The organism is Oceanobacillus oncorhynchi, from assembly GCF_000821065.1.
Classification (GTDB): domain Bacteria; phylum Bacillota; class Bacilli; order Bacillales; family Amphibacillaceae; genus Oceanobacillus; species Oceanobacillus oncorhynchi.
Genome location: NZ_CDGG01000001.1, coordinates 1557677 through 1575608 on the forward strand (window position 1 = coordinate 1557677; position 17932 = coordinate 1575608).

The following is a 17932-nucleotide window of genomic DNA, read 5'->3' on the forward strand; positions in this document are numbered from 1 at the left end:
TTAATATCACTCCGTGTAAAGTAAGCAGCATGAAAAAATAAGATGGGGCGGGATAACGATGAGAAAAAGAATGGGATGTTTACACGCTCATTACTCCAATATAAAATATTTGGATGATGTACTTTCCGAATTTAATATCGAATTGATTCATTTTGTTGATCCTGCATTAATGTATCGAGTTACTTCTGATGAAAAATTCCAAGAATCCGACGCTCAAAAGAAAGTCAATGAACAAATAGCGTGGATGGCTCAATGTGATGTCGATGCCATCCTTATTACTTGTACAAATTATATAGGCCTTTTAAAGGAAGACCAGCTCTCTATAGCTGTGCCGATTATAAAAATCGATGAACCTTTTTTTGATTCCATTTGCCAGATAGATCAGCCTCAGGTTATTCTTTTTTCAAACCCTGCAACTGTTAAAGGGACGATGGAACGTCTGAAGCAGCATGCAGATTGTCATCAGCAACCGTTAGATATAGAAGTTAAAATTATCTATGATACTTTTGACTTGATCATGCAGGGGATGAAAAAAGAATATAATCAAAAAATTTCCGAGTTCTTAAATCAAATGACAAAGGATAATAATAAAATTATTTCTGTTGCGCAATTATCTATGGTTGAGGCATCCCGGCAGGTGGAGGGTAATTCATCGAAGCCGATTATTAACCCGTTAGATACACTCGTATCCTTTATGGTTGAACATTTGAAATTAGAGAAAAATGATAATGTGCTTTACTGAATAGAAAAGAACGAGAACACCGTATTTGCCCATCAATATGCTTTCTTGATTCTTGGTAAAAATGATATATTTACATAAGGCAGGGAGTGAATATTATGTCAATTATAGATAAATTAAAGCTTCATAAATACAACAGTATGGCTGTTATTAATCAGCCGAATGACTATGGTGTATTCACGGAATCAAATCAAGCATTGCAACAAGAGCATGATGCGATATTTATTTTTGTAGAAACGTTGGATGAGATGATTACATATACAAATCAAATTTTAGAGCAGCAATTACTGCTTCCCAAAGGATATTTATTTTTTGCCTACCCTAAAAAGGGAAATAAGCGGTATACAACCTCTATCCATAGAGATGAGATTTTCCCCGCTATGAAGGTGGACGAAGAAGGGTATGTGTCAGGAAGTGATCTGAAATTTGCCCGTATGGTAAGTATGGATGACGTGTTTACCGTAATTGGCTTAAAACGCGAGAAGCAAAAAGAGAAGAAATCCGCCTCGTCGAGCCAGCGCGTAGCAGATTATGCCGAGAATGTGAAAGATATTGAAGCGTTATTGGCAGCATTTCCTGAGGTGCTTTCATTTTATCAGAGTCTGACACCTGGCTATCAAAAAGACTGGGCGCGCTATCTTTTTTCCGCGAAACAGCAAAAAACACGTGACAAGCGTAAACAGCAAATGCTTGATATTTTGTCTCAAGGGTATAAATCGATTGATTTGTACCGCCAGCAGAAGAAATAATTGGCTTTAAAAGAGGAATCGCCCGTATCATTTTCACTGAATGAAGTTTCATTTTATCCGTCAAAGAGGAGGACTGTTATGATTAAACAAATTCCAGTAACCAATGATGAAATTTATGATCTGTCCGCTTTTGCCTTTCAAGTTACACCCGCACCAGGAGAAATAGAAAAGAAAAAAGAAGCAAAAAAGAATGAAACAGTTTGGGGCTGGGTGGAAGGAGAAAATCTTGCTGCAAAGGTCCATCTGATTCCATTGGAAACACGTATCCATGGCAAGGTTATCAAAACAGGGGGCATTGCCTCTGTGGCAACTTGGCCGGAGTATCGGAGGAAAGGAGCTGTTCGGCAGCTGCTTATCCACGCTCTAGGTGAAATGAAAAAAGCAGGTTATCTTGTTTCTTATTTGGCGCCATTCAGTGTCCCGTTTTACCGGAAGTTTGGCTGGGAAATGACCATCAATGAAATGCAGTTTACAATTCCAATGGAACATGTGCCTAAATACAAGGATATAACAGGCTGTGTGCGTCGGATGAAAAAGGGTGAAGAAGCGATTTTAAAAGAGGTTTATCATGCTTATACCGAACAGTATACAGGGATGCTGGTACGCGATAATCATTGGTGGGAGCACAAGATTTTCAGTAAAGAAGAATTAATTACAGCGATTAGTTATGATGATGCGGGCAAGGCAGACGGATATGTCCGTTATCAGGTAAAGAATAGTAAGCTGGACATCGATGAATGGGCTGCGGTTACCCCGGAAAGTAAAAAGCGGCTGCTGCAGTTTATTGCTAATCATGATTCAATGGCAAACGAAGTACAGATGACACTGCCGGATGATGATTTATTTCCGCTTTTTCTGGAAGAGCCGAGAGCAAAGCAAGAACAAAAGCCATATTTTATGACAAGAGTTGTTGATGTAGAAGCCTTTCTAAAGGTATATCCATTTTTGACGCCGGCAGAAAAGGAAGAAAGCTTTAGATTGAAAGTGGAAGATGGCGTTTTGGAAGAAAACAGTGGCGTTTATCAGATTTATTTTCAAAACGGATCACATTATGCAGAAAAAACAGAGGAGACGGCAGGAGAGAATGTGACAGCATCGGTGACAATTCAACAATTAACGATGATTTTGTTAGGGAAACAAACCTTGGAGCAGCTTTACCAGCAGGCGTTTATCTCAGGTGAATTAAAAAATATGATAAAGCTGGATACGTATCTCCCTAAGAAAAAACATCCGTATCTTGCAGATTTTTTCTAAACTACAATAAAAACCAAAGTCGATCCTCTATATCAAGAAGACAGACTTTGGTTTTTTCCATTAGACTTCCTTACTGCTTGCCGTTTCTTTTTTGGCTTCTGTAGCATCATCTATTTTTTTCTGGTGATACATACTATTTAATAACGCGCCTACCAGAAGAATAATACCTGTTAAGAAGAACCAGATCATCAGAATGATAATTCCTCCAAGACTTCCATACGTTGCAGAGTAATTGCCGAAGTTAGATACATAAATGGAAAAAGCAAAAGAACTCACCAGCCATAAAATACTTGCTGTTAATGTTCCAGGTAAAATATGGCGGAAAGGAAGCCGTTTATTGGGCGCAAAACGATATAAGCCGAGTAAAATAATGGTAACAATTACAATGACCATCACTAAACGTGAGATTTGCAGAATAAACCCGGTGCCTTCGCTGATGCCGATAAAGGAAATCAAGAAATTGATAATAGCATCTCCGAATACAAGCAAAATGATAGATGAAATGGCCGCTAACAGTACGCCGATAGTCAGCAGGATAGCTATTCCGCGGGCTTTAATAAATGATCTGGTTTCTTCCACTTCAAATGCTTGATTGGATACCTTAATGAAAGCATTGATTCCGTTGGATGCAGACCAGATTGTACCTAAAATCCCGACAGTCAATAATCCGCCGCGGGGGGTCTCTACCAAGCTGATAATATTTTCTTCAAAGGTTGCTGCAAGCTCTTGCGGTAAGATGGAGCCGAGGAACCCGACAGCATCTTCCGGGCTTATGTTAAAATAAGGGATAATTGCAAAGCCAACGATAAGAAGCGGGAAGACGGCTAATAGAAAATAATAAGCAAGCGCAGCTGCAAGTAATGTCGTATTATTTTCGGTGAAACGTTTCATAAAATCTTTGCCGAATTGTTTAATATCCATAGTCGCCTCCAATAAAATTTTTTCATACCTTTCCATTTTAGAGGGAGTCCCTGAAAAATGGAATAAATATATCCATAACGATTAGGGAAAGATGAAGGTATGTAAATTCTATACCCAAAAATGAAGAGATGTAATCTTGGTAAATGGGAAATAAGATAACTTTCTGTACGTATGACAGAAGACGAACACCAGCCTTGATGATTTTCATCACCGCAGGAAGATTGTCTGGGGAGGCGTTTGTTTGCCTGAAGAGTTGTGCGTCAGTGGGCAAAGAATTTGAAGAAAATACCATGTACTTGTATGACTCCCTTTAACGAATGCCGGGTTTTCTGATATTATAAAGAAGAAACGTTTTATTTATTTTGGCAGGTGGTATAATATTGTTTAAAGAGGCTATTCAAAAAGTCTGATTGAAAAAATTGAGAAATATGGGCGGCAATCGAAGAGAATCGGCAAGGCCATTTGGTCCTTTTGAACAAGCAGGAGCCGGGTGCAGCTGTTCTTAGATAAGAAATATTCAAGCCCAAACTTATACGCGCTTATATTTTGAAGAAGGAGGGGTTTTTTACATATGCCTATTATTTCCGTAGGGATTTTACTTGTTGCTATCGCGTTTGCGGTCGTGTGTTGTTATATAGCCTTTATGTTAAATCGGCTTACGTATAATATTCGTTCGCTCGGCAAATCAGTCGTAAAAATGGAAGAAGAAATGAATCACATCACACCTGAAATTTCGAAATCCTTACAAGAAGTGAACCATTTAATTGATGATACGCACGAGAAGCTGCAGGCAACAGACAGTGTCTTTGGGTCTTTAGAAGATGTAGGCACCTCTGTCCAGAGCTTAAATGAAGCTTATAAAGTGAAACGACAAGCATTGGATGATGCGAAATTGGAAGAAAAATTAAATCTGGCAATGAAAGGTATCACGTGGAGTGAAGCTGCGATGCAGATTTATAAAAGTTACCAGGCAGGTAAAACAAATAAAGTCAACCAGACGAGGGAGGAAGTAAAATGACATTAATCGGAGTCGGCGTCATTATTATTGGAGTCGCAAGTGTTATTTTAGCTATTTTTATTGCTCATTTATTAAATAACTTAGCAAGTGTATTAAGCGGCGTCGATAAGACAGTACAGCAATTACCGGAGCAAATGGATGGTATTTTAAAAGAGACAACAAGTATTATGCATGAAAGTAACCAGGCTTTAGCTGATATTAATAACAAGATGGAGCAGCTGAGCCCGCTGTTTTATATCGTTGGTGATGTTGGGAATGCAACACGGAAACTATCTTCTTCCTTAGTGGATGTAACCGATTCTGTAAAAACAAAAACAGAAGTTGGTCAGGAAGTTTCCGGTAAAAACAACTTAGGCGGCGTGTATGGCGGAGTTGCCCTTGGTTATTATTGGTTAAAGAAAAAGCGGGATTTAAAACGCGAGAAACGGGCATATACCCATGAGCAATAAAGGATCTAAAACGGGTATCGTTGTCAGTTCAGCTGTTGGTGCTGTATTAGGCTGGGCAGCAAGTTCTTATGTAGATAAGAAACGAAATTTAGAAGAAAATCCGTCATTATTAACTCGTCTGCGTGATTTTGAACAGCGTCTGTATCATGATGGTTTTCAAAAATCGACAGAGCTTCAGGAGATACGGCAGGAAGTAGAAAATAGAATTGCAGAAGAAAAGTAAAAAAAACGCTTGGAACCTTTGTTCCAAGCGTTTTTGAATGGAGCTACTTTCTGTTCTGTTTTACAAGAAAATATCCAATAGTAGCTAAGCCATAAATGCCTTGCAAATTTTTATTGGCTATCGTCATATTTGCTTCTTCTGTAGTTTCCTGTAATTGATTTGCTGTTTTAAGTACAGACGACGACAGGTTGTGTGTAGCTCGTCCTGCATCACCAACTAAGTAGAATAAAGGAGATAATTCCTTGATTTGTTGATTCACTTGCTGCAAGGTTTCATTTCCTGTTTTAAGGACATCTGTTATTTGCGAGGTGATGCCTTCTACTTGCTCCGGCAGTTGATCCGTTGTTTTTTGAGCACTTGCGATGAGTTTGCCCGCCCCTCCTAATTTTAGAAAAAGAAAAGCAGCTACCGCCAATAAACCAAGTCCAATCAGAACAGCTCCAATACCTAATACAATTAATATCCAATCAGCCATAATCATACCTCCGAATCATTATTCCTAAATATACAATATCACATGAGGAACAGTTTCAAACATTTATTTTTATTTTAGCATACTACAAAAGATAAGTCATAAACCTAAGGATGCGCCCATAAATTTTAATAAAGGCTTTGGCAGTTTATATTCCTTAACGTTTGTACATGCTGTAGGAAACAGCTTTGTAATAGCAGAACGTGTGAAGAATCCGTTTTTCTCAGATTAGCTTGAGACAGCGGCTGCTCGTCCCGGTAAAAGGTTACTAACATGTATTATTGCCATCCTTATATCGACTATTTCTGGATAGTGCCAAAATACATCCCTGAAGATGGGAACGAAAGGAACGAGACAATATGTCTAAAAAGAAAAAGCAGGCCTTCTGGTTTCTTGGTTTATTATTACTTATTTTCTTATTACAGTATCCCACCAAACAAGCAATTAATTCTTCTAATTCTACGTGGTCGATGCCGTTAAACGGAAAAGTGATTGTTATTGATCCGGGGCACGGCGGACCAGATGGCGGCGCGGTAGGATCAGACGGCACCGTTGAAAAAGATATTGCACTGTCTGTAGCTAAAATTGTGCAGTCTTATTTGATGCAGCATGGTGCGATTGTTCATTTGACGCGTGAAGAGGATGTGGATCTGGCAGCGGAGGGGACAAGCGGTCTGGCTAATCGTAAATCAGAGGATATACGAAATCGATTAGCGTTTATTCAGGAGAAAGAAGCTGAGTTTTTTATTTCCATCCATTTAAATGCATTACCTGATTCCCAGTGGCATGGGGCTCAGACCTTTTATTACCCAAGGTTTGAGGAGGGAGAACATCTGGCGACAATGATTCAGGAGGAAATTATCCGTAATTTAGAAAATACGGATAGACAGCCCCTTGCGATTGACCAAATGTATTTATTAAAGCATGCAGAGGTTCCTGGTGCGTTAGTAGAGATTGGTTTTTTATCGAATGAGGTAGAACGGGAGCTATTAAAAGATGATACGTATCAGAGACAAATGGCGGCTAGTATTTATGAAGGAATCTTGCGTTACGTTACGGAAGAACCGCAGGCAGAGGAAAGTGAGTAAACAGTGCCAGGATGACGATGGCTTTTTAACTTTGACCCGTGAAGAGGCTTTGGCAGATGTCAGGTCTTTTTTATGGATAAATACTATCGCAGCATGAGCGTCCGTAATTTCTCCAACGAGGGACAGAAAAGAAATGTAAATAATAGATGGAGAAAAACGGACGCTGCATTTCCTGATTAACTCAAGCTAACATTCAGTTGGTTAAAGAGCAAACCAACTGAATGAAGTTTCGTTTTATGTTATACTTGCACTTGGACAGATTCATAAGGGATGGTGAAAATATGTTAACACAAGAAGAGGTTATTGAGTTACTCAGCTCTATAAAGGATCCTTTTTTACATAGAAACTTGAAGGAATTGAACGCGATTACTTCTGTTACCATTAAGGAAGAGAAGAAGCATGTCAGTGTCAAGGTTGGAATTTCCAAGATGAATACTGGCGAGCAGATGCAGATGCAGCAAGAAATTGTTGGTGTTTTAAAACGGAATGGTGCCAATACAGTTGGTCTCCGATTTGAACAGCTTCCTGATGAAACAGTGAAGAAATATCAGTCTGAAGCAGAAAAAGAAAAAGAAGAAACGCTGATCAGCGGCGCCACTAATACACAATTTATCGCCGTGGCAAGTGGAAAAGGCGGTGTTGGTAAATCAACTGTAACCGTTAACTTAGCTGTTTCCTTGATGCGTCTAGGCAAAAAAGTAGGAATAATTGATGCAGATATTTATGGCTTTAGTGTACCGGATATGATGGGCATCGAGGAAAGACCAGTCGTTCGCGGAGAAAAGATTATTCCTGTTGAGCGCTTTGGTGTCAAAGTCGTCTCCATGGGATTCTTTGTGGAAGATAATTCGCCAATTATCTGGCGCGGACCGATGCTCGGGAAAATGTTAAACAGCTTTTTCACAGAAGTAGAGTGGGGAGAATTAGATTATCTATTGCTTGATTTACCACCTGGAACAGGCGATATCGCAATGGATGTCCATGAACTCTTACCATCTTGTAAAGAGGTTATTGTAACAACACCTCATCCGACCGCAGCTTTTGTAGCGGCTCGTGCGGGACAAATGGCTCTGAAAACAGATCATGAAATCCTTGGTGTTGTGGAGAATATGGCATATTTTGAAAGCAAGAAAACCGGTGAGAAGGAATATGTTTTCGGAAAAGGCGGAGGTAAGAAGCTTGCCGATGTTTTGAAAACAAAGGTTCTTGGTCAATTGTCACTACAACAGCCGTATGAAGAAGAGGATGAATTCGCGCCGTCTGTTTACCAGGAGGACCATCCAAATGGCAAAGAGTATCATAAGGTAGCTGCCAAAATCATTGCGAAATTAGAGGAATAGGGGTGCAAACAAACGGGGTGTCTGTTTAGATAAACAGCACCCTATTTGTTTTAGAGAAATGCATGCAGTAATTCCTTAACCGGATGAATTTGCGCCTTCGTTTTCGTTTTTCTTTTCTTCTTTATTCTCTTCGGAATTTCCGCTATTTTCTCCACCACCGCCGGAAGCGTTTTGCTTGGCAGCTTCTTTTAATGCCTGATCTATCTTTTCCTGAAATAATGGAGATTGAAACGCTTCTTGAATTGTTTTCTCCAAATGAGCACGGAATGCTTGGCTCGTCATGATAGAAAGCATTTGCTCATCCACCTTAGGGTTATTTAATATCTCAATCATTTGCTCTTGAAACTGACTATCATGCATCAGGTCCTTCATCAGGTTCTTTTGTTCTGCGGAGATGGATTTCGCATAAGTTTGTATGAATTCAGGGTCTTGGAACATTTTTTTCCAGTTTTCCTTGCTGTCTTCAGATGATAAAGCTTTTGTAACTGCCTCTTTTACTTCATCCGATTCAATAACCACGCTTTCCTGCAGTTCGTCATCGTTTAGTATATCCTTTAACGCTTTTTTACCTTCCTCAGTCTGCAGGATATCGACAACCATTCGTTTCGTGGTTTCGTATTCTGCTTCACGGGATTCATCATTATTTCCACAAGCAGAGATAAAGCAAAACAATAGGAGTAGAAATAGAATGGACAGGTGACGTTTCATAATATACGCTCCTTTCTTCATGGAATCAGAAAGTATACCTTTTTCATGAATTTATTTTCAGGTTGGGATTACATTAGCTTGGCCTCAGGTGCCAAAAATCAACATTTTCCGCAATAATCATGTGTTTCAGTCGTTGATACTTCTTCAGTGATAAGAATATAATCTACACTCTTAATATGTTTGATAATTTAACAAAATATACACAAGCAATGAAGAAAAATAGGTCACTTCATGATAAAATACCAGTGGTTACTTCTTTAGGGGGTGAAGAATTGAACACAAGAATATTGGTTAATTTCTTTTGGAAAGCATTCTGGCTTGGCGGGCTTGCTGGATTAATTGCGAGCTTTTTTATACGGCCGGAGGAATATCTTACATATATGTCTCCGTTTGATGCAATGGAGTTATTTGGGGTATTTGTTTTCTTTTTAGGGCTTGGCCTGACTTTTGCGGCGGTAAGTATGACAGGTTTCTTTGCATATTTATTTGTGAATCGGATGGGGCTGAATGTTTTTAAAGGATACTGGCCTACTGTGCAGGTTGGTTTGATTATTTTTATTTTATTTGATCTGGTCCATTTTCCATATCGCGCCACAGATGGAGAGGTAGCAATTTATTGGTTTATATTGATTGCTGCTGCGATGCTTTTGATTGGCTGGATTGTAGCAAAGATAAAAGCAAAAGGGACGAATTCGACAGCTTTTATTCCAGCACTTTTTTTCATGGTTGTTTTTACAACTGTCGAATGGGTTCCCGGCTTAATGGTAGATGGTACAGATTATGCCTGGTTAATGGTTGTTCCGCTATTAGTATGCAACACCTACCAGATGTTAACGCTGCATCGCTTGCCTTTTGTGGAAAAAGAACCGAAAAAGGAGCAAAAATCGGCATCAAATCCAAAAAAAGGGCAAACGAAGAAAGCGTAAGTCTCAGAGCCCTCCCTTCCTTACCATGGAAGAGCTCTGTCAGCTTGCTTTATCTGATTTATGTAAAAGTATGCCGAAGCTGTTTCTTCTATATGATAAAAAGACAGCTCCTCTTCAGATAATGAGGGGAGCTGCCTTTCACGTTTACGTCTGTGTTGATAATTTATATTTAAAAGACCGGCTCATCGCCTAAGTCTAAATTTGTGAATGAAATTCCTTATGAAAGAGGAAGAATTGAGAAATGGAAACAAGGATTAATCAATAAGTTCCGTATCTGCTTTTGCCTGGTTGACCATTTCCGATATAGTAATTAAACCATACCCTTTGTTTTTCAAGCCGGGAAGAACTGTCTCTAAAGCTTCGGCAGTCTGTTTGGCGCTATCAGAAGCGTGCAGCAGGATGATATCACCATTTTCTGTTTGCTCCATGACTTCATCAATGATTGATTCTACTCCAGGATTTTCCCAATCATCCGGGTTGACATTCCAATGAACAACCTGAAATTGCATACTTTCTGCCAATTCGATGATTTCTTCATTCAGATGGCCATGAGGTGTGCGGAGAAGGCGAATATCTTCATACCCCAATTTATCCATAACCTCTTGTGCTTTTATTAAATCTTGTCTTATTTGTTCTGGTTCCTGATCTAAATAACTTTTATAACGATAGCCGAGCAGCCCAATTTCATGTGTGCCTTCAGAAATTGCTTCTAATAAATCCGGATGACGTTCCGCCCATTCTCCGCTGACGAAAAAGGTAGCTTGTACTTCTTCTTTCTCCAGTACTTCAAGAATGCTTTCTACTTTTTCCTCTCCCCAACTGATATTGAAGGTGACGGCAACATCTTCTAAATCTTCATTCCCTTTTGAAAGAGCAGCAGGCTCATCCTTCGTGAACATAGCCATAATAGAAGGGGTTTGCGTCCAAATAAGAATGGCTGCTGCTAAAACAATCACGGTGCTTAATATAATTTTCTTCCGGTTCAAACGAATTGTGTAGAAGTGATTCACTTTTGTTCCTCCTTTTTTAATGTAGTACAACCCATGACAAGCATTTGTAGTAGTGCGAAATAATTCGTTCTAGTTTATGTATATGTTCTGTTTATAGAGATATGTACAAGCTTGCAATATTCTTTTAAAGACAATTGGTATCCAGAGGAGCAGCGGATGTGTTGGCGAAGGAAAGAAACGGCAAGTTATATATGGTATAGGTATATTTTGCAGAGATAATGTTAAAATTGAGAGGAGGCAGAAGGAGCTTTTTGTGGTTACTTGTTTCACCAAAACTATTACTGATGAAACATTCCGGCTAAAAGCGTTGTAATTATGTATCACATTTACTGATTGTGACTGGAACTGTTCATCCTGATTAAAATGACGATGCTCAGTCTGCGGTTTTACAATCATTTTTACATAGAAAATAGAAAAAGTGATTTGTTTAGTCATTTTTTTATAAAAAGGTATTGCCCTTCTCTATTTTCTATGGTATATTAATTTTTGTTGTCGGAAGCAAACGAAATAAAGCGAAATTATTTCGACAAAATACTTTTAAAAAAGTGTTGACAACAAAAACGAAACATGATAAATTATATCTTGTCGCTAAAAACGACAGAAACAAATTGCTCTTTGAAAACTGAACAAAACAACCAGTACGAAAGAAGAAAGACAACCTCGTTTTTCTTAAAAAATAAGTCAGAAGTTGACTTCTGAAAGCTAATGTTTCAAACACTTTTATGAGGTTGATAGGTCCGAGGTGGAAGCGTGGCGACACGTGCAGCTGACGGATACTAATCGATTGAGGACTTATCTAAGTTTTTTCATGTCACGTTACTCTTATTTAGTTTTCAGGGTGCAAATCCCTATATTAAGTAAGTCTGGTAGCGATAGCGAAGAGGTCACACCTGTTCTCATGCCGAACACAGAAGTTAAGTTCTTCAGCGCCGATGGTAGTTGGGGGCTTCCCCCTGCGAGAGTAGGACGCCGCCAGGCTTATTTTTTTACATATTTAATTTATATTCCACAGTAGCTCAGTGGTAGAGCAATCGGCTGTTAACCGATCGGTCGTAGGTTCGAATCCTACCTGTGGAGCCTTTTGCTTCCATAGCTCAGCTGGTAGAGCACCACCATGGTAAGGTGGGGGTCAGCGGTTCGAGTCCGCTTGGAAGCTTAGTGTTAAACGCTTATCCTATAAAGGGTAGGGCGTTTTTTTGTGTTTATAAGGCTCTATACTGAATGTGGTGGTGTCCTCCGTTCCATCGTCAGATGGAAAGAAGGCAAAAAAATACACTCCTTTTCCTCTCTCTGATACCCTTGAGTTGTCGAGACAAAAGGAATGGGAGAGGAAAAGAGTGCATCATCATTTTATCACAGAGTTATTAGGAATAAAAGATTCTCATGTAGATGTGTGGATATCAGACTTAAAAAAGGTTTCCATTCAATAGATATATTTATTGAATGGAAACCTTTTAATTATATAACAATGATTAGAGCTAAGAATTAATCCTTTGGTTCTAAATCCTCAAGTGAATCAATATCCATATAAGCTGGTACTGCCAAACCAGTCTTAGCACCATCTAAGTTTGGTCCCAAATCATCAAAATCGCTTTCGTATTGCTCATATAATTCGGCATGTGTCACGGGCATCCATACAGCTAAGGATGCATCAGCACTTCCGGTAGCGATGGATTCAAACATAATAGCTGGGTCAACCTGTGTCAATGTTACCTGAAACCCTTGTTGTTCTAATGCAATTTTAGCAATATTTGCTGTGAAAATAGCATCATCCCAGGGTAAAAGAGCCAACTCAATGGAAGTGCCCTCTACAGAATCTACGCCATCTGTCCACTCTGTAACAATTTCCTGATTAGCATCTGCCCAGTCCTGCGCTACTGTTTCAAAATCCTTTTCTTGAGCTTCTAATAGCGCATCTTCTACGTCTGGAAGCTCTAACTCGATACGATCAAGAATTGTATAAGCTTCAGGCATTTCATCCTTCAGGCCCTCTCTTGCTATCGTTGTGATTTGTTCTTCATCTCCATGGATTCCCTGTGGATCATCTAAGTATTTTAAATCCCACTGAGCAAACTTATAGTGAGGAGACCAAGCACTGAAAACGATTGGTTCTTCATTTTCAATAGCATCACTTAATTGCGTTAACATTGCTCCTGCGGAAGACAGCTCCTGCTCCCAACCAGCAAGATTATTGTAGGAATCTAAAACTTCTTCATTTTTTAGAGTTTGCCCGGCACCAGGTTCTGTTCCAGTGATTGTATAATCTAGTTCGTCACTAATATTTGCTTCAGCGTGTACGTCCCCATCATTGGAATTGCAGCCTGCAACAATGAGTGATAAAGATAAACCAGTAATTATACCGAGACTTTTCCAAGTGAATTTCTTAAATTTCATCATATGTAAAAATACCCTCCAATTTTATGTACTGCTTTTCTAATAACGTTACCAATTACTTTATAATACACAGAGTTTGTTATGAGCCGGCAGAATCAATGCTATACTTATTAGGTTTTTAATTCAAACGCTAAAAATAGTTGTTTCTGCATAAATAAGTTGTTAAAAGCGGATTAAACATAGGTTTCTGTAAAAGAGCAGCCTTTTACTGCGTCTATCTCTGTATTACATGTTGCTTTCGAATTTTAGTTAGAAGTTTATGTATTGGAAGTATAGGGTGGTAGGAATTTAGCAAATAATTTTCAAGAGTACAGTCTTAGTTTGGAACGCTTAGATCATAGGAAATCAAAGTAGTTTAAACAACATATGATGTTAGAAAAAATTAAATTTAATATAGTTAATAATTGAATTTAAAAAGCTCAAAAAGTAGAAATAAAAGCATTATGTAGCTAATGAGTCTTCTTCCCTCAGGCTAGCATCCGATAGAGGAAAAGAGTAAATAAAACATGTGTAATCCATTTTAAATTCTCTACCTTTTTCAAAATTGAAAATGCCTATATAAAAAAGCAAATCCATTGAAAATAGGATTTGCTTTTTTATATAGGCATTAAACTATACTACATCCGTTGTACAACAAATAGCTGATATTAAGGTGCAACCAGCTCTACTTTTATTCTATCCGGATCTTCAAAATAAACGGCATAATGATTGTCTCCGCCCGCAAATGGATGTTGGTCAGCATAAAGAATAGATACCCCTCTTTGCTGGAGCCTTTTCGTCATGTCATCTACAAATCTCCGGGAATCTGCATGGAAGGCTAAGTGATTTAAGCCAACTCGGCATCGATGATAAGGAATATCCAGAAATCTTTCTTCCGCTTGTACAAAAACGAGATACGTTTCTCCCAGTTTCCAGCTTTGCCCGCCGTCCCAATTTTGAAAAGGTGTATATCCCAGCTCGCTTAAAAACCAGTCCCAAAAATGAATCGTTTTATTTAAATTAGTAACATAAATTTCAATATGATGAATTAGACCATGGTTCAAAGGAACGCCTCCTTAAATGCAGTAATTATCTTGACTTACTTAATTATTATCTATGCAGATAGATACAACAGGTTTGAAAAAAGTTTACAAAATACGGGATGAATGAGAAAATAAATAGTATATATCTTGATAGAATAAATGCATTATAATCTATTATAGAAGAGCTAGATGATAAAGAAAAGTATTGGAGGAGGAGTTTGATGGTTGAGCGTTATGTTAAATTAGATAAAATTAATGACGTTAAAGATTTTGTAGAAAGAGTATCTGGGTTTGAATACAAGGCAGAGGTTATTTCTGACACATATATATTAAGTGCAAAATCCATTATGGGGATATTCAGCCTGGATTTGACAGAACCTTTAAAATTAAGAGTTCATGCAGATAGCTGCGATGATCTATTAGAGAGTATTTCACTTTATCTTGTTGATAAAGAATAAACTATGAGGGGTATTCAGTTAGGGAACTACATATACTGACACCCCTTTTTTATGTGCGTAAGTAATAGATTTCTCCATAAGACAATGAAACCCTCAAAATGTTTTCCTCGGTGGTTGTTAAATAAAACCTTTCCATTATTGTTCTGTTTTGCCTTCAATGTTGTAAATGTTTCTAAGTAGATTTTTCAACATCTCTTAATTCTATTTATGAATTTCCTGTTTTTGATTTTTTTCAAATGTTTTCGTTTAATATAATGTTTTAAAGGCTAATAAACGATGACTCTTTTAGAGTTAAAGATAGTATTTAATCATTCATATTGAAAACCTGATGATTTCGTAATTTCTGACACCTATTGTAATTAATCAGAGTAGCTTCAATAAGTATGCTCAAACGCTGCATCTAAGTTATATAAGATAGCAAGAATTAAGTAATTGAACTTGTTAAAAAAGAGAAATTTAAATAAGATAGGTCTTTTCGTTGGTTTAATTGGGAAAATAATCAAAATGAAAATGATATAATTAATAATTACAAACATAATCAACAACGAAAAAAAATATTAACTAAATTTATCACAAAAAAACAAAAATATTATTGACAAATCGAAAATAAATGATAATATTAATCTAAGGATTTTGAAACCGATTTCAAGTCACTTTTAAAGTTTTATCCTTTATACAAATAGGGAGGTTACAAATGAGTATTAAATTTGGTTGTCATACATCAACTTGGGAACTAGATTACGATAAAGAGACAGACTATTTAGACAATGTAATGAACACAGTGAAGGATGCAGGATTTAAAGGGGTAGACGTACAGGTTGCGATGTTAGGAAGATATCAAAATAATCCTGAAAAACTAAAAAGAGCATTAGATGAAAGAGGTATATATTTAGCAGCTTTAACAGTACCTTTTACTTGGGAAAATGATGAAGAAACAGAAAAAGAAAAGGAACGTGCGGACTATTATATTGATTATCTGATAAATTTTCCTGGAGCAGTTATGAATCTCCCGTCTCGTGTCGGTCCTAATAGAGATAATTTATTAAAGCGTCAAAAGCAGATTATCGCTTGTGCAAATGCCGTAGGAAAAAGAGCATATGAAAAAGGAGTACAAGCTTCTTTTCATCCTGCTTCACCAAAAACGTCTTATTTCAGAACAAAGCAAGACTATGATGTTTTGTTTGAACTGCTAGATAAAACATATATGAGTTATACTCCTGATGCTGGTCATATAAAAGCTGGAGGAATGCGCCCAGAAGAAATTATTAAAGAGAATCTTTCTATTATCAAACATGTACATTTTAAAGATTGTTCTAATAATTTTGAGTGGAAGGAAATGGGCACTGGAGATATTGATTTCCCTTATATCGTACAGACTTTAAAAGATAGCGGTTACCAGGGGTGGATAATGATTGAAGAGGAAACAGAAGAGGCTGCGGAAGACCCGAATCAGGTGATTTTAAATGTTGGGAAATATGTTGAGGAAAAATTGAGACCGATTACAGATGGTGTTAACCAGGATAACTAATTTCCGTTTTACAGTAATATTTTTAGGTTTTTAATTTAACGCTAGTTGATTTTCAATATTTATAAAGGATGAGGGAGGATTATTATGAAGTTTAAAATAGGTCTTGTTTTATTATCCGTGATGATGTTATTGGCAGGATGTGGGGGAAACAGTGAAGAGGGTAATGCGGCAAATAATTATCCGGAAAGAAACATTGAAGTTTTAGTAGGGCATGGTGCAGGAGGAGGAACAGACTTATTTGCACGTGCTGTGACTTCGGAGTTAGAAGATATTTTAGGAGTAAATATTAATGTTGTTAACCAAGAAGGAGGAGCTGGGGTTGTTGCGGCTCAGAATGCTTATAATGCTCCATCAGACGGATATACTTTAGTGGGGGATGCTGCTTTCCCGCTTACAGTAGCTGCGGGTACGAATCAGCATGGGTTAGATGATTTTACCCCAATTGCCCGTTTTCAAAGTGATACATATGCGCTTTGGGTAGACCCTGATAAATATAGCAGCATTGAAGATTTTATCCAAGCTGCAGAGGACAACCCAGGTGAAATTACTGTAGGTGGAACAGGTTCTATGGGGATGGATGAATTTACAGTATTTCTTCTAGGACAAGAAGCAGAAGTAGATTTGAGTTTTATAGCGATGGAAGGTGCAGGTGATATGCACGCTGGAGTTATTGGAGGACATTTAGATGCAATGGTTGAAGAATTCGGTCCGGCAAAAGCGCTTTATGATGATGGTTCAGTTGAACCTCTTGTAGTTTTTTCAGAAGAGAGATTAGATGAATTTCCAGATTTACCCACAACGGTTGAGAATGGTTGGGACTTAACAGATGGGAATGAGCGTGGTTTTTATATAAAAAGCGATGCTGACCCTGAAATTATTAGTGTATTAGAAGAGGCTATGAAAGAAGTCTATGATTCTGAAGAATATAAAGCGTATGAAGAGGAAAATTATCTGCACTTACGTGAAGGATGGATGGATTCAGAAGAGTTTACACAGCGGACAGAGGAGTTAATTGAACGATATACAGAAGTTGCTGATGAATTGCAAGGAAATTAATTGAGAAAGGGAGGGAAGAACCCTCCTTTCTTAAGCATTACGATATAAAGGTGGGACGAAAATGAATCAAGCAAAAAAAGACTATATTTTCTATAGTATTGTCATGATCTTTGCTATTTTTTTTCTTGCTTCTACTCCTCAAATCCAGAGTACAAATCAATCTTTTATTATTGGACCAGCGACATGGCCATATATTCTTCTGATTTTAATGATTTTTTTGGGACTGTACGGGATTGTTAGCACATTAATTAAAGCAAAGGTAATGAAGTCAGAGGAATTAATAGCTAAAGAAGAAGCAGCACCAGTAAAGAAAATATTTCATTTGTCCATTCCGGTTGTTTCTTTATTGGTAGTAATTATTTATGTATTATTGCTGAATGTAATTGGTTTTATTTTCTCTACCGTTTTGTTCTTATATGGCATTACGCTTTTACTTGGTACAAAAAAACAATTAACGGCTATTTTATTTTCAATTATAACAATGGTAGTTTTTGTTATTCTGTTTTCTGTTTTATTACAAATCCCATTACCAAGGGGTATAGGTGTTTTTAGAGAACTCAGCCTGTTTTTTTACTAA

General features: G+C 37.7%; 19 protein-coding genes, 2 tRNA genes and 1 rRNA gene. 16 read left to right on the forward strand and 6 right to left on the reverse strand.

Annotation, left to right across the window (positions count from 1 at the left end):
* Positions 1–58 precede the first annotated feature (58 nt).
* From BN997_RS07305 to BN997_RS07315, 3 genes are all read left to right on the forward strand, one after another.
* Entirely contained in the window at positions 59–742 is a 684-nt protein-coding gene (locus BN997_RS07305) for a hypothetical protein (RefSeq protein WP_042530981.1), read from the forward strand.
* Positions 743–837: 95 nt separating this feature from the next.
* Positions 838–1488 (forward strand): YdeI/OmpD-associated family protein, encoded by a 651-nt coding sequence (locus BN997_RS07310; RefSeq protein ID WP_042530983.1) that lies wholly within the window; start codon positions 838–840, stop codon positions 1486–1488.
* Positions 1489–1566: 78 nt separating this feature from the next.
* Positions 1567–2742 (forward strand): GNAT family N-acetyltransferase, encoded by a 1176-nt coding sequence (locus BN997_RS07315; RefSeq protein ID WP_042530985.1) that lies wholly within the window; start codon positions 1567–1569, stop codon positions 2740–2742.
* Between the two features lie 60 nt (positions 2743–2802).
* Here BN997_RS07315 and BN997_RS07320 read toward each other — a convergent pair whose 3' ends face one another.
* A complete protein-coding gene (locus BN997_RS07320) occupies positions 2803–3663 on the reverse strand; it encodes a YihY/virulence factor BrkB family protein (RefSeq protein WP_042535876.1) in 861 nt (286 codons plus the stop codon).
* A gap of 571 nt (positions 3664–4234) precedes the next feature.
* Between BN997_RS07320 and BN997_RS07330 the strand changes: the two genes are divergently transcribed.
* The 3 genes from BN997_RS07330 to BN997_RS07340 are packed head-to-tail and all read left to right on the forward strand — an operon-like array spanning position 4235 to position 5353.
* Complete coding sequence (locus BN997_RS07330) at positions 4235–4681, forward strand: DUF948 domain-containing protein (protein ID WP_042530989.1); 447 nt, start codon at positions 4235–4237, stop codon at positions 4679–4681.
* Entirely contained in the window at positions 4678–5130 is a 453-nt protein-coding gene (locus tag BN997_RS07335) for a DUF948 domain-containing protein (protein WP_042530991.1), read from the forward strand. The genes BN997_RS07330 and BN997_RS07335 overlap by 4 nt, the downstream gene beginning before the upstream one ends.
* The gene (locus tag BN997_RS07340; RefSeq protein WP_042530993.1) at positions 5120–5353 is read left to right on the forward strand and encodes a hypothetical protein; all 234 of its coding nucleotides are present in this window, start codon (positions 5120–5122) and stop codon (positions 5351–5353) included. Before BN997_RS07335 ends, BN997_RS07340 begins: the two co-directional genes overlap by 11 nt.
* A gap of 43 nt (positions 5354–5396) precedes the next feature.
* On the opposite strand, the gene BN997_RS07345 is transcribed toward BN997_RS07340, so the two are convergent.
* Entirely contained in the window at positions 5397–5828 is a 432-nt protein-coding gene (locus BN997_RS07345) for a DUF948 domain-containing protein (protein ID WP_042530996.1), read from the reverse strand.
* Positions 5829–6184: 356 nt separating this feature from the next.
* Between BN997_RS07345 and cwlD the strand changes: the two genes are divergently transcribed.
* Both cwlD and BN997_RS07355 read left to right on the forward strand, forming a co-directional pair.
* Positions 6185–6913 carry an N-acetylmuramoyl-L-alanine amidase CwlD gene (gene cwlD, locus BN997_RS07350; RefSeq protein ID WP_042530998.1) on the forward strand — a complete coding sequence of 243 codons (729 nt, stop codon included), beginning with the start codon at positions 6185–6187 and terminating at the stop codon, positions 6911–6913.
* 281 nt (positions 6914–7194) lie between these two features.
* Complete coding sequence (locus tag BN997_RS07355; protein WP_042531000.1) at positions 7195–8253, forward strand: Mrp/NBP35 family ATP-binding protein; 1059 nt, start codon at positions 7195–7197, stop codon at positions 8251–8253.
* A 75-nt stretch (positions 8254–8328) separates the two neighbouring features.
* On the opposite strand, the gene gerD is transcribed toward BN997_RS07355, so the two are convergent.
* A complete protein-coding gene (gerD, locus tag BN997_RS07360; protein ID WP_042531002.1) occupies positions 8329–8961 on the reverse strand; it encodes a spore germination lipoprotein GerD in 633 nt (210 codons plus the stop codon).
* Between the two features lie 272 nt (positions 8962–9233).
* Here gerD and BN997_RS07365 point away from each other — a divergent pair, with 272 nt between their 5' ends.
* Positions 9234–9887: a KinB-signaling pathway activation protein gene (locus tag BN997_RS07365; RefSeq protein ID WP_042531004.1), complete on the forward strand. Its 654-nt coding sequence runs from the start codon at positions 9234–9236 to the stop codon at positions 9885–9887.
* A gap of 254 nt (positions 9888–10141) precedes the next feature.
* Here the strand turns inward: BN997_RS07365 and pdaB are convergent, their stop codons facing one another.
* Positions 10142–10897 carry a polysaccharide deacetylase family sporulation protein PdaB gene (pdaB, locus tag BN997_RS07370; protein ID WP_042531006.1) on the reverse strand — a complete coding sequence of 252 codons (756 nt, stop codon included), beginning with the start codon at positions 10895–10897 and terminating at the stop codon, positions 10142–10144.
* Between the two features lie 862 nt (positions 10898–11759).
* Between pdaB and rrf the strand changes: the two genes are divergently transcribed.
* The 3 genes from rrf to BN997_RS07385 all read left to right on the forward strand — a co-directional run bounded on the left by rrf (position 11760) and on the right by BN997_RS07385 (position 12053).
* Positions 11760–11875 (forward strand): 5S ribosomal RNA (gene rrf, locus BN997_RS07375).
* A gap of 27 nt (positions 11876–11902) precedes the next feature.
* Positions 11903–11974, forward strand: a tRNA-Asn gene (locus tag BN997_RS07380).
* Between the two features lie 6 nt (positions 11975–11980).
* Positions 11981–12053, forward strand: a tRNA-Thr gene (locus tag BN997_RS07385).
* Positions 12054–12382: 329 nt separating this feature from the next.
* On the opposite strand, the gene BN997_RS07390 is transcribed toward BN997_RS07385, so the two are convergent.
* Together BN997_RS07390 and BN997_RS07395 are read right to left on the reverse strand one after the other, a co-directional pair.
* Positions 12383–13294 carry a glycine betaine ABC transporter substrate-binding protein gene (locus BN997_RS07390; protein WP_244882345.1) on the reverse strand — a complete coding sequence of 304 codons (912 nt, stop codon included), beginning with the start codon at positions 13292–13294 and terminating at the stop codon, positions 12383–12385.
* A gap of 644 nt (positions 13295–13938) precedes the next feature.
* The gene (locus BN997_RS07395) at positions 13939–14334 is read right to left on the reverse strand and encodes a VOC family protein (RefSeq protein WP_042531008.1); all 396 of its coding nucleotides are present in this window, start codon (positions 14332–14334) and stop codon (positions 13939–13941) included.
* Positions 14335–14534: 200 nt separating this feature from the next.
* Between BN997_RS07395 and BN997_RS07400 the strand changes: the two genes are divergently transcribed.
* The 4 genes from BN997_RS07400 to BN997_RS22155 all read left to right on the forward strand — a co-directional run bounded on the left by BN997_RS07400 (position 14535) and on the right by BN997_RS22155 (position 17932).
* Complete coding sequence (locus tag BN997_RS07400; protein WP_042531011.1) at positions 14535–14771, forward strand: hypothetical protein; 237 nt, start codon at positions 14535–14537, stop codon at positions 14769–14771.
* A 694-nt stretch (positions 14772–15465) separates the two neighbouring features.
* Positions 15466–16299: a sugar phosphate isomerase/epimerase family protein gene (locus BN997_RS07405; protein WP_052484943.1), complete on the forward strand. Its 834-nt coding sequence runs from the start codon at positions 15466–15468 to the stop codon at positions 16297–16299.
* Positions 16300–16383: 84 nt separating this feature from the next.
* Entirely contained in the window at positions 16384–17355 is a 972-nt protein-coding gene (locus BN997_RS07410; RefSeq protein ID WP_042531013.1) for a tripartite tricarboxylate transporter substrate binding protein, read from the forward strand.
* A gap of 61 nt (positions 17356–17416) precedes the next feature.
* Entirely contained in the window at positions 17417–17932 is a 516-nt protein-coding gene (locus tag BN997_RS22155; protein WP_052484944.1) for a tripartite tricarboxylate transporter TctB family protein, read from the forward strand.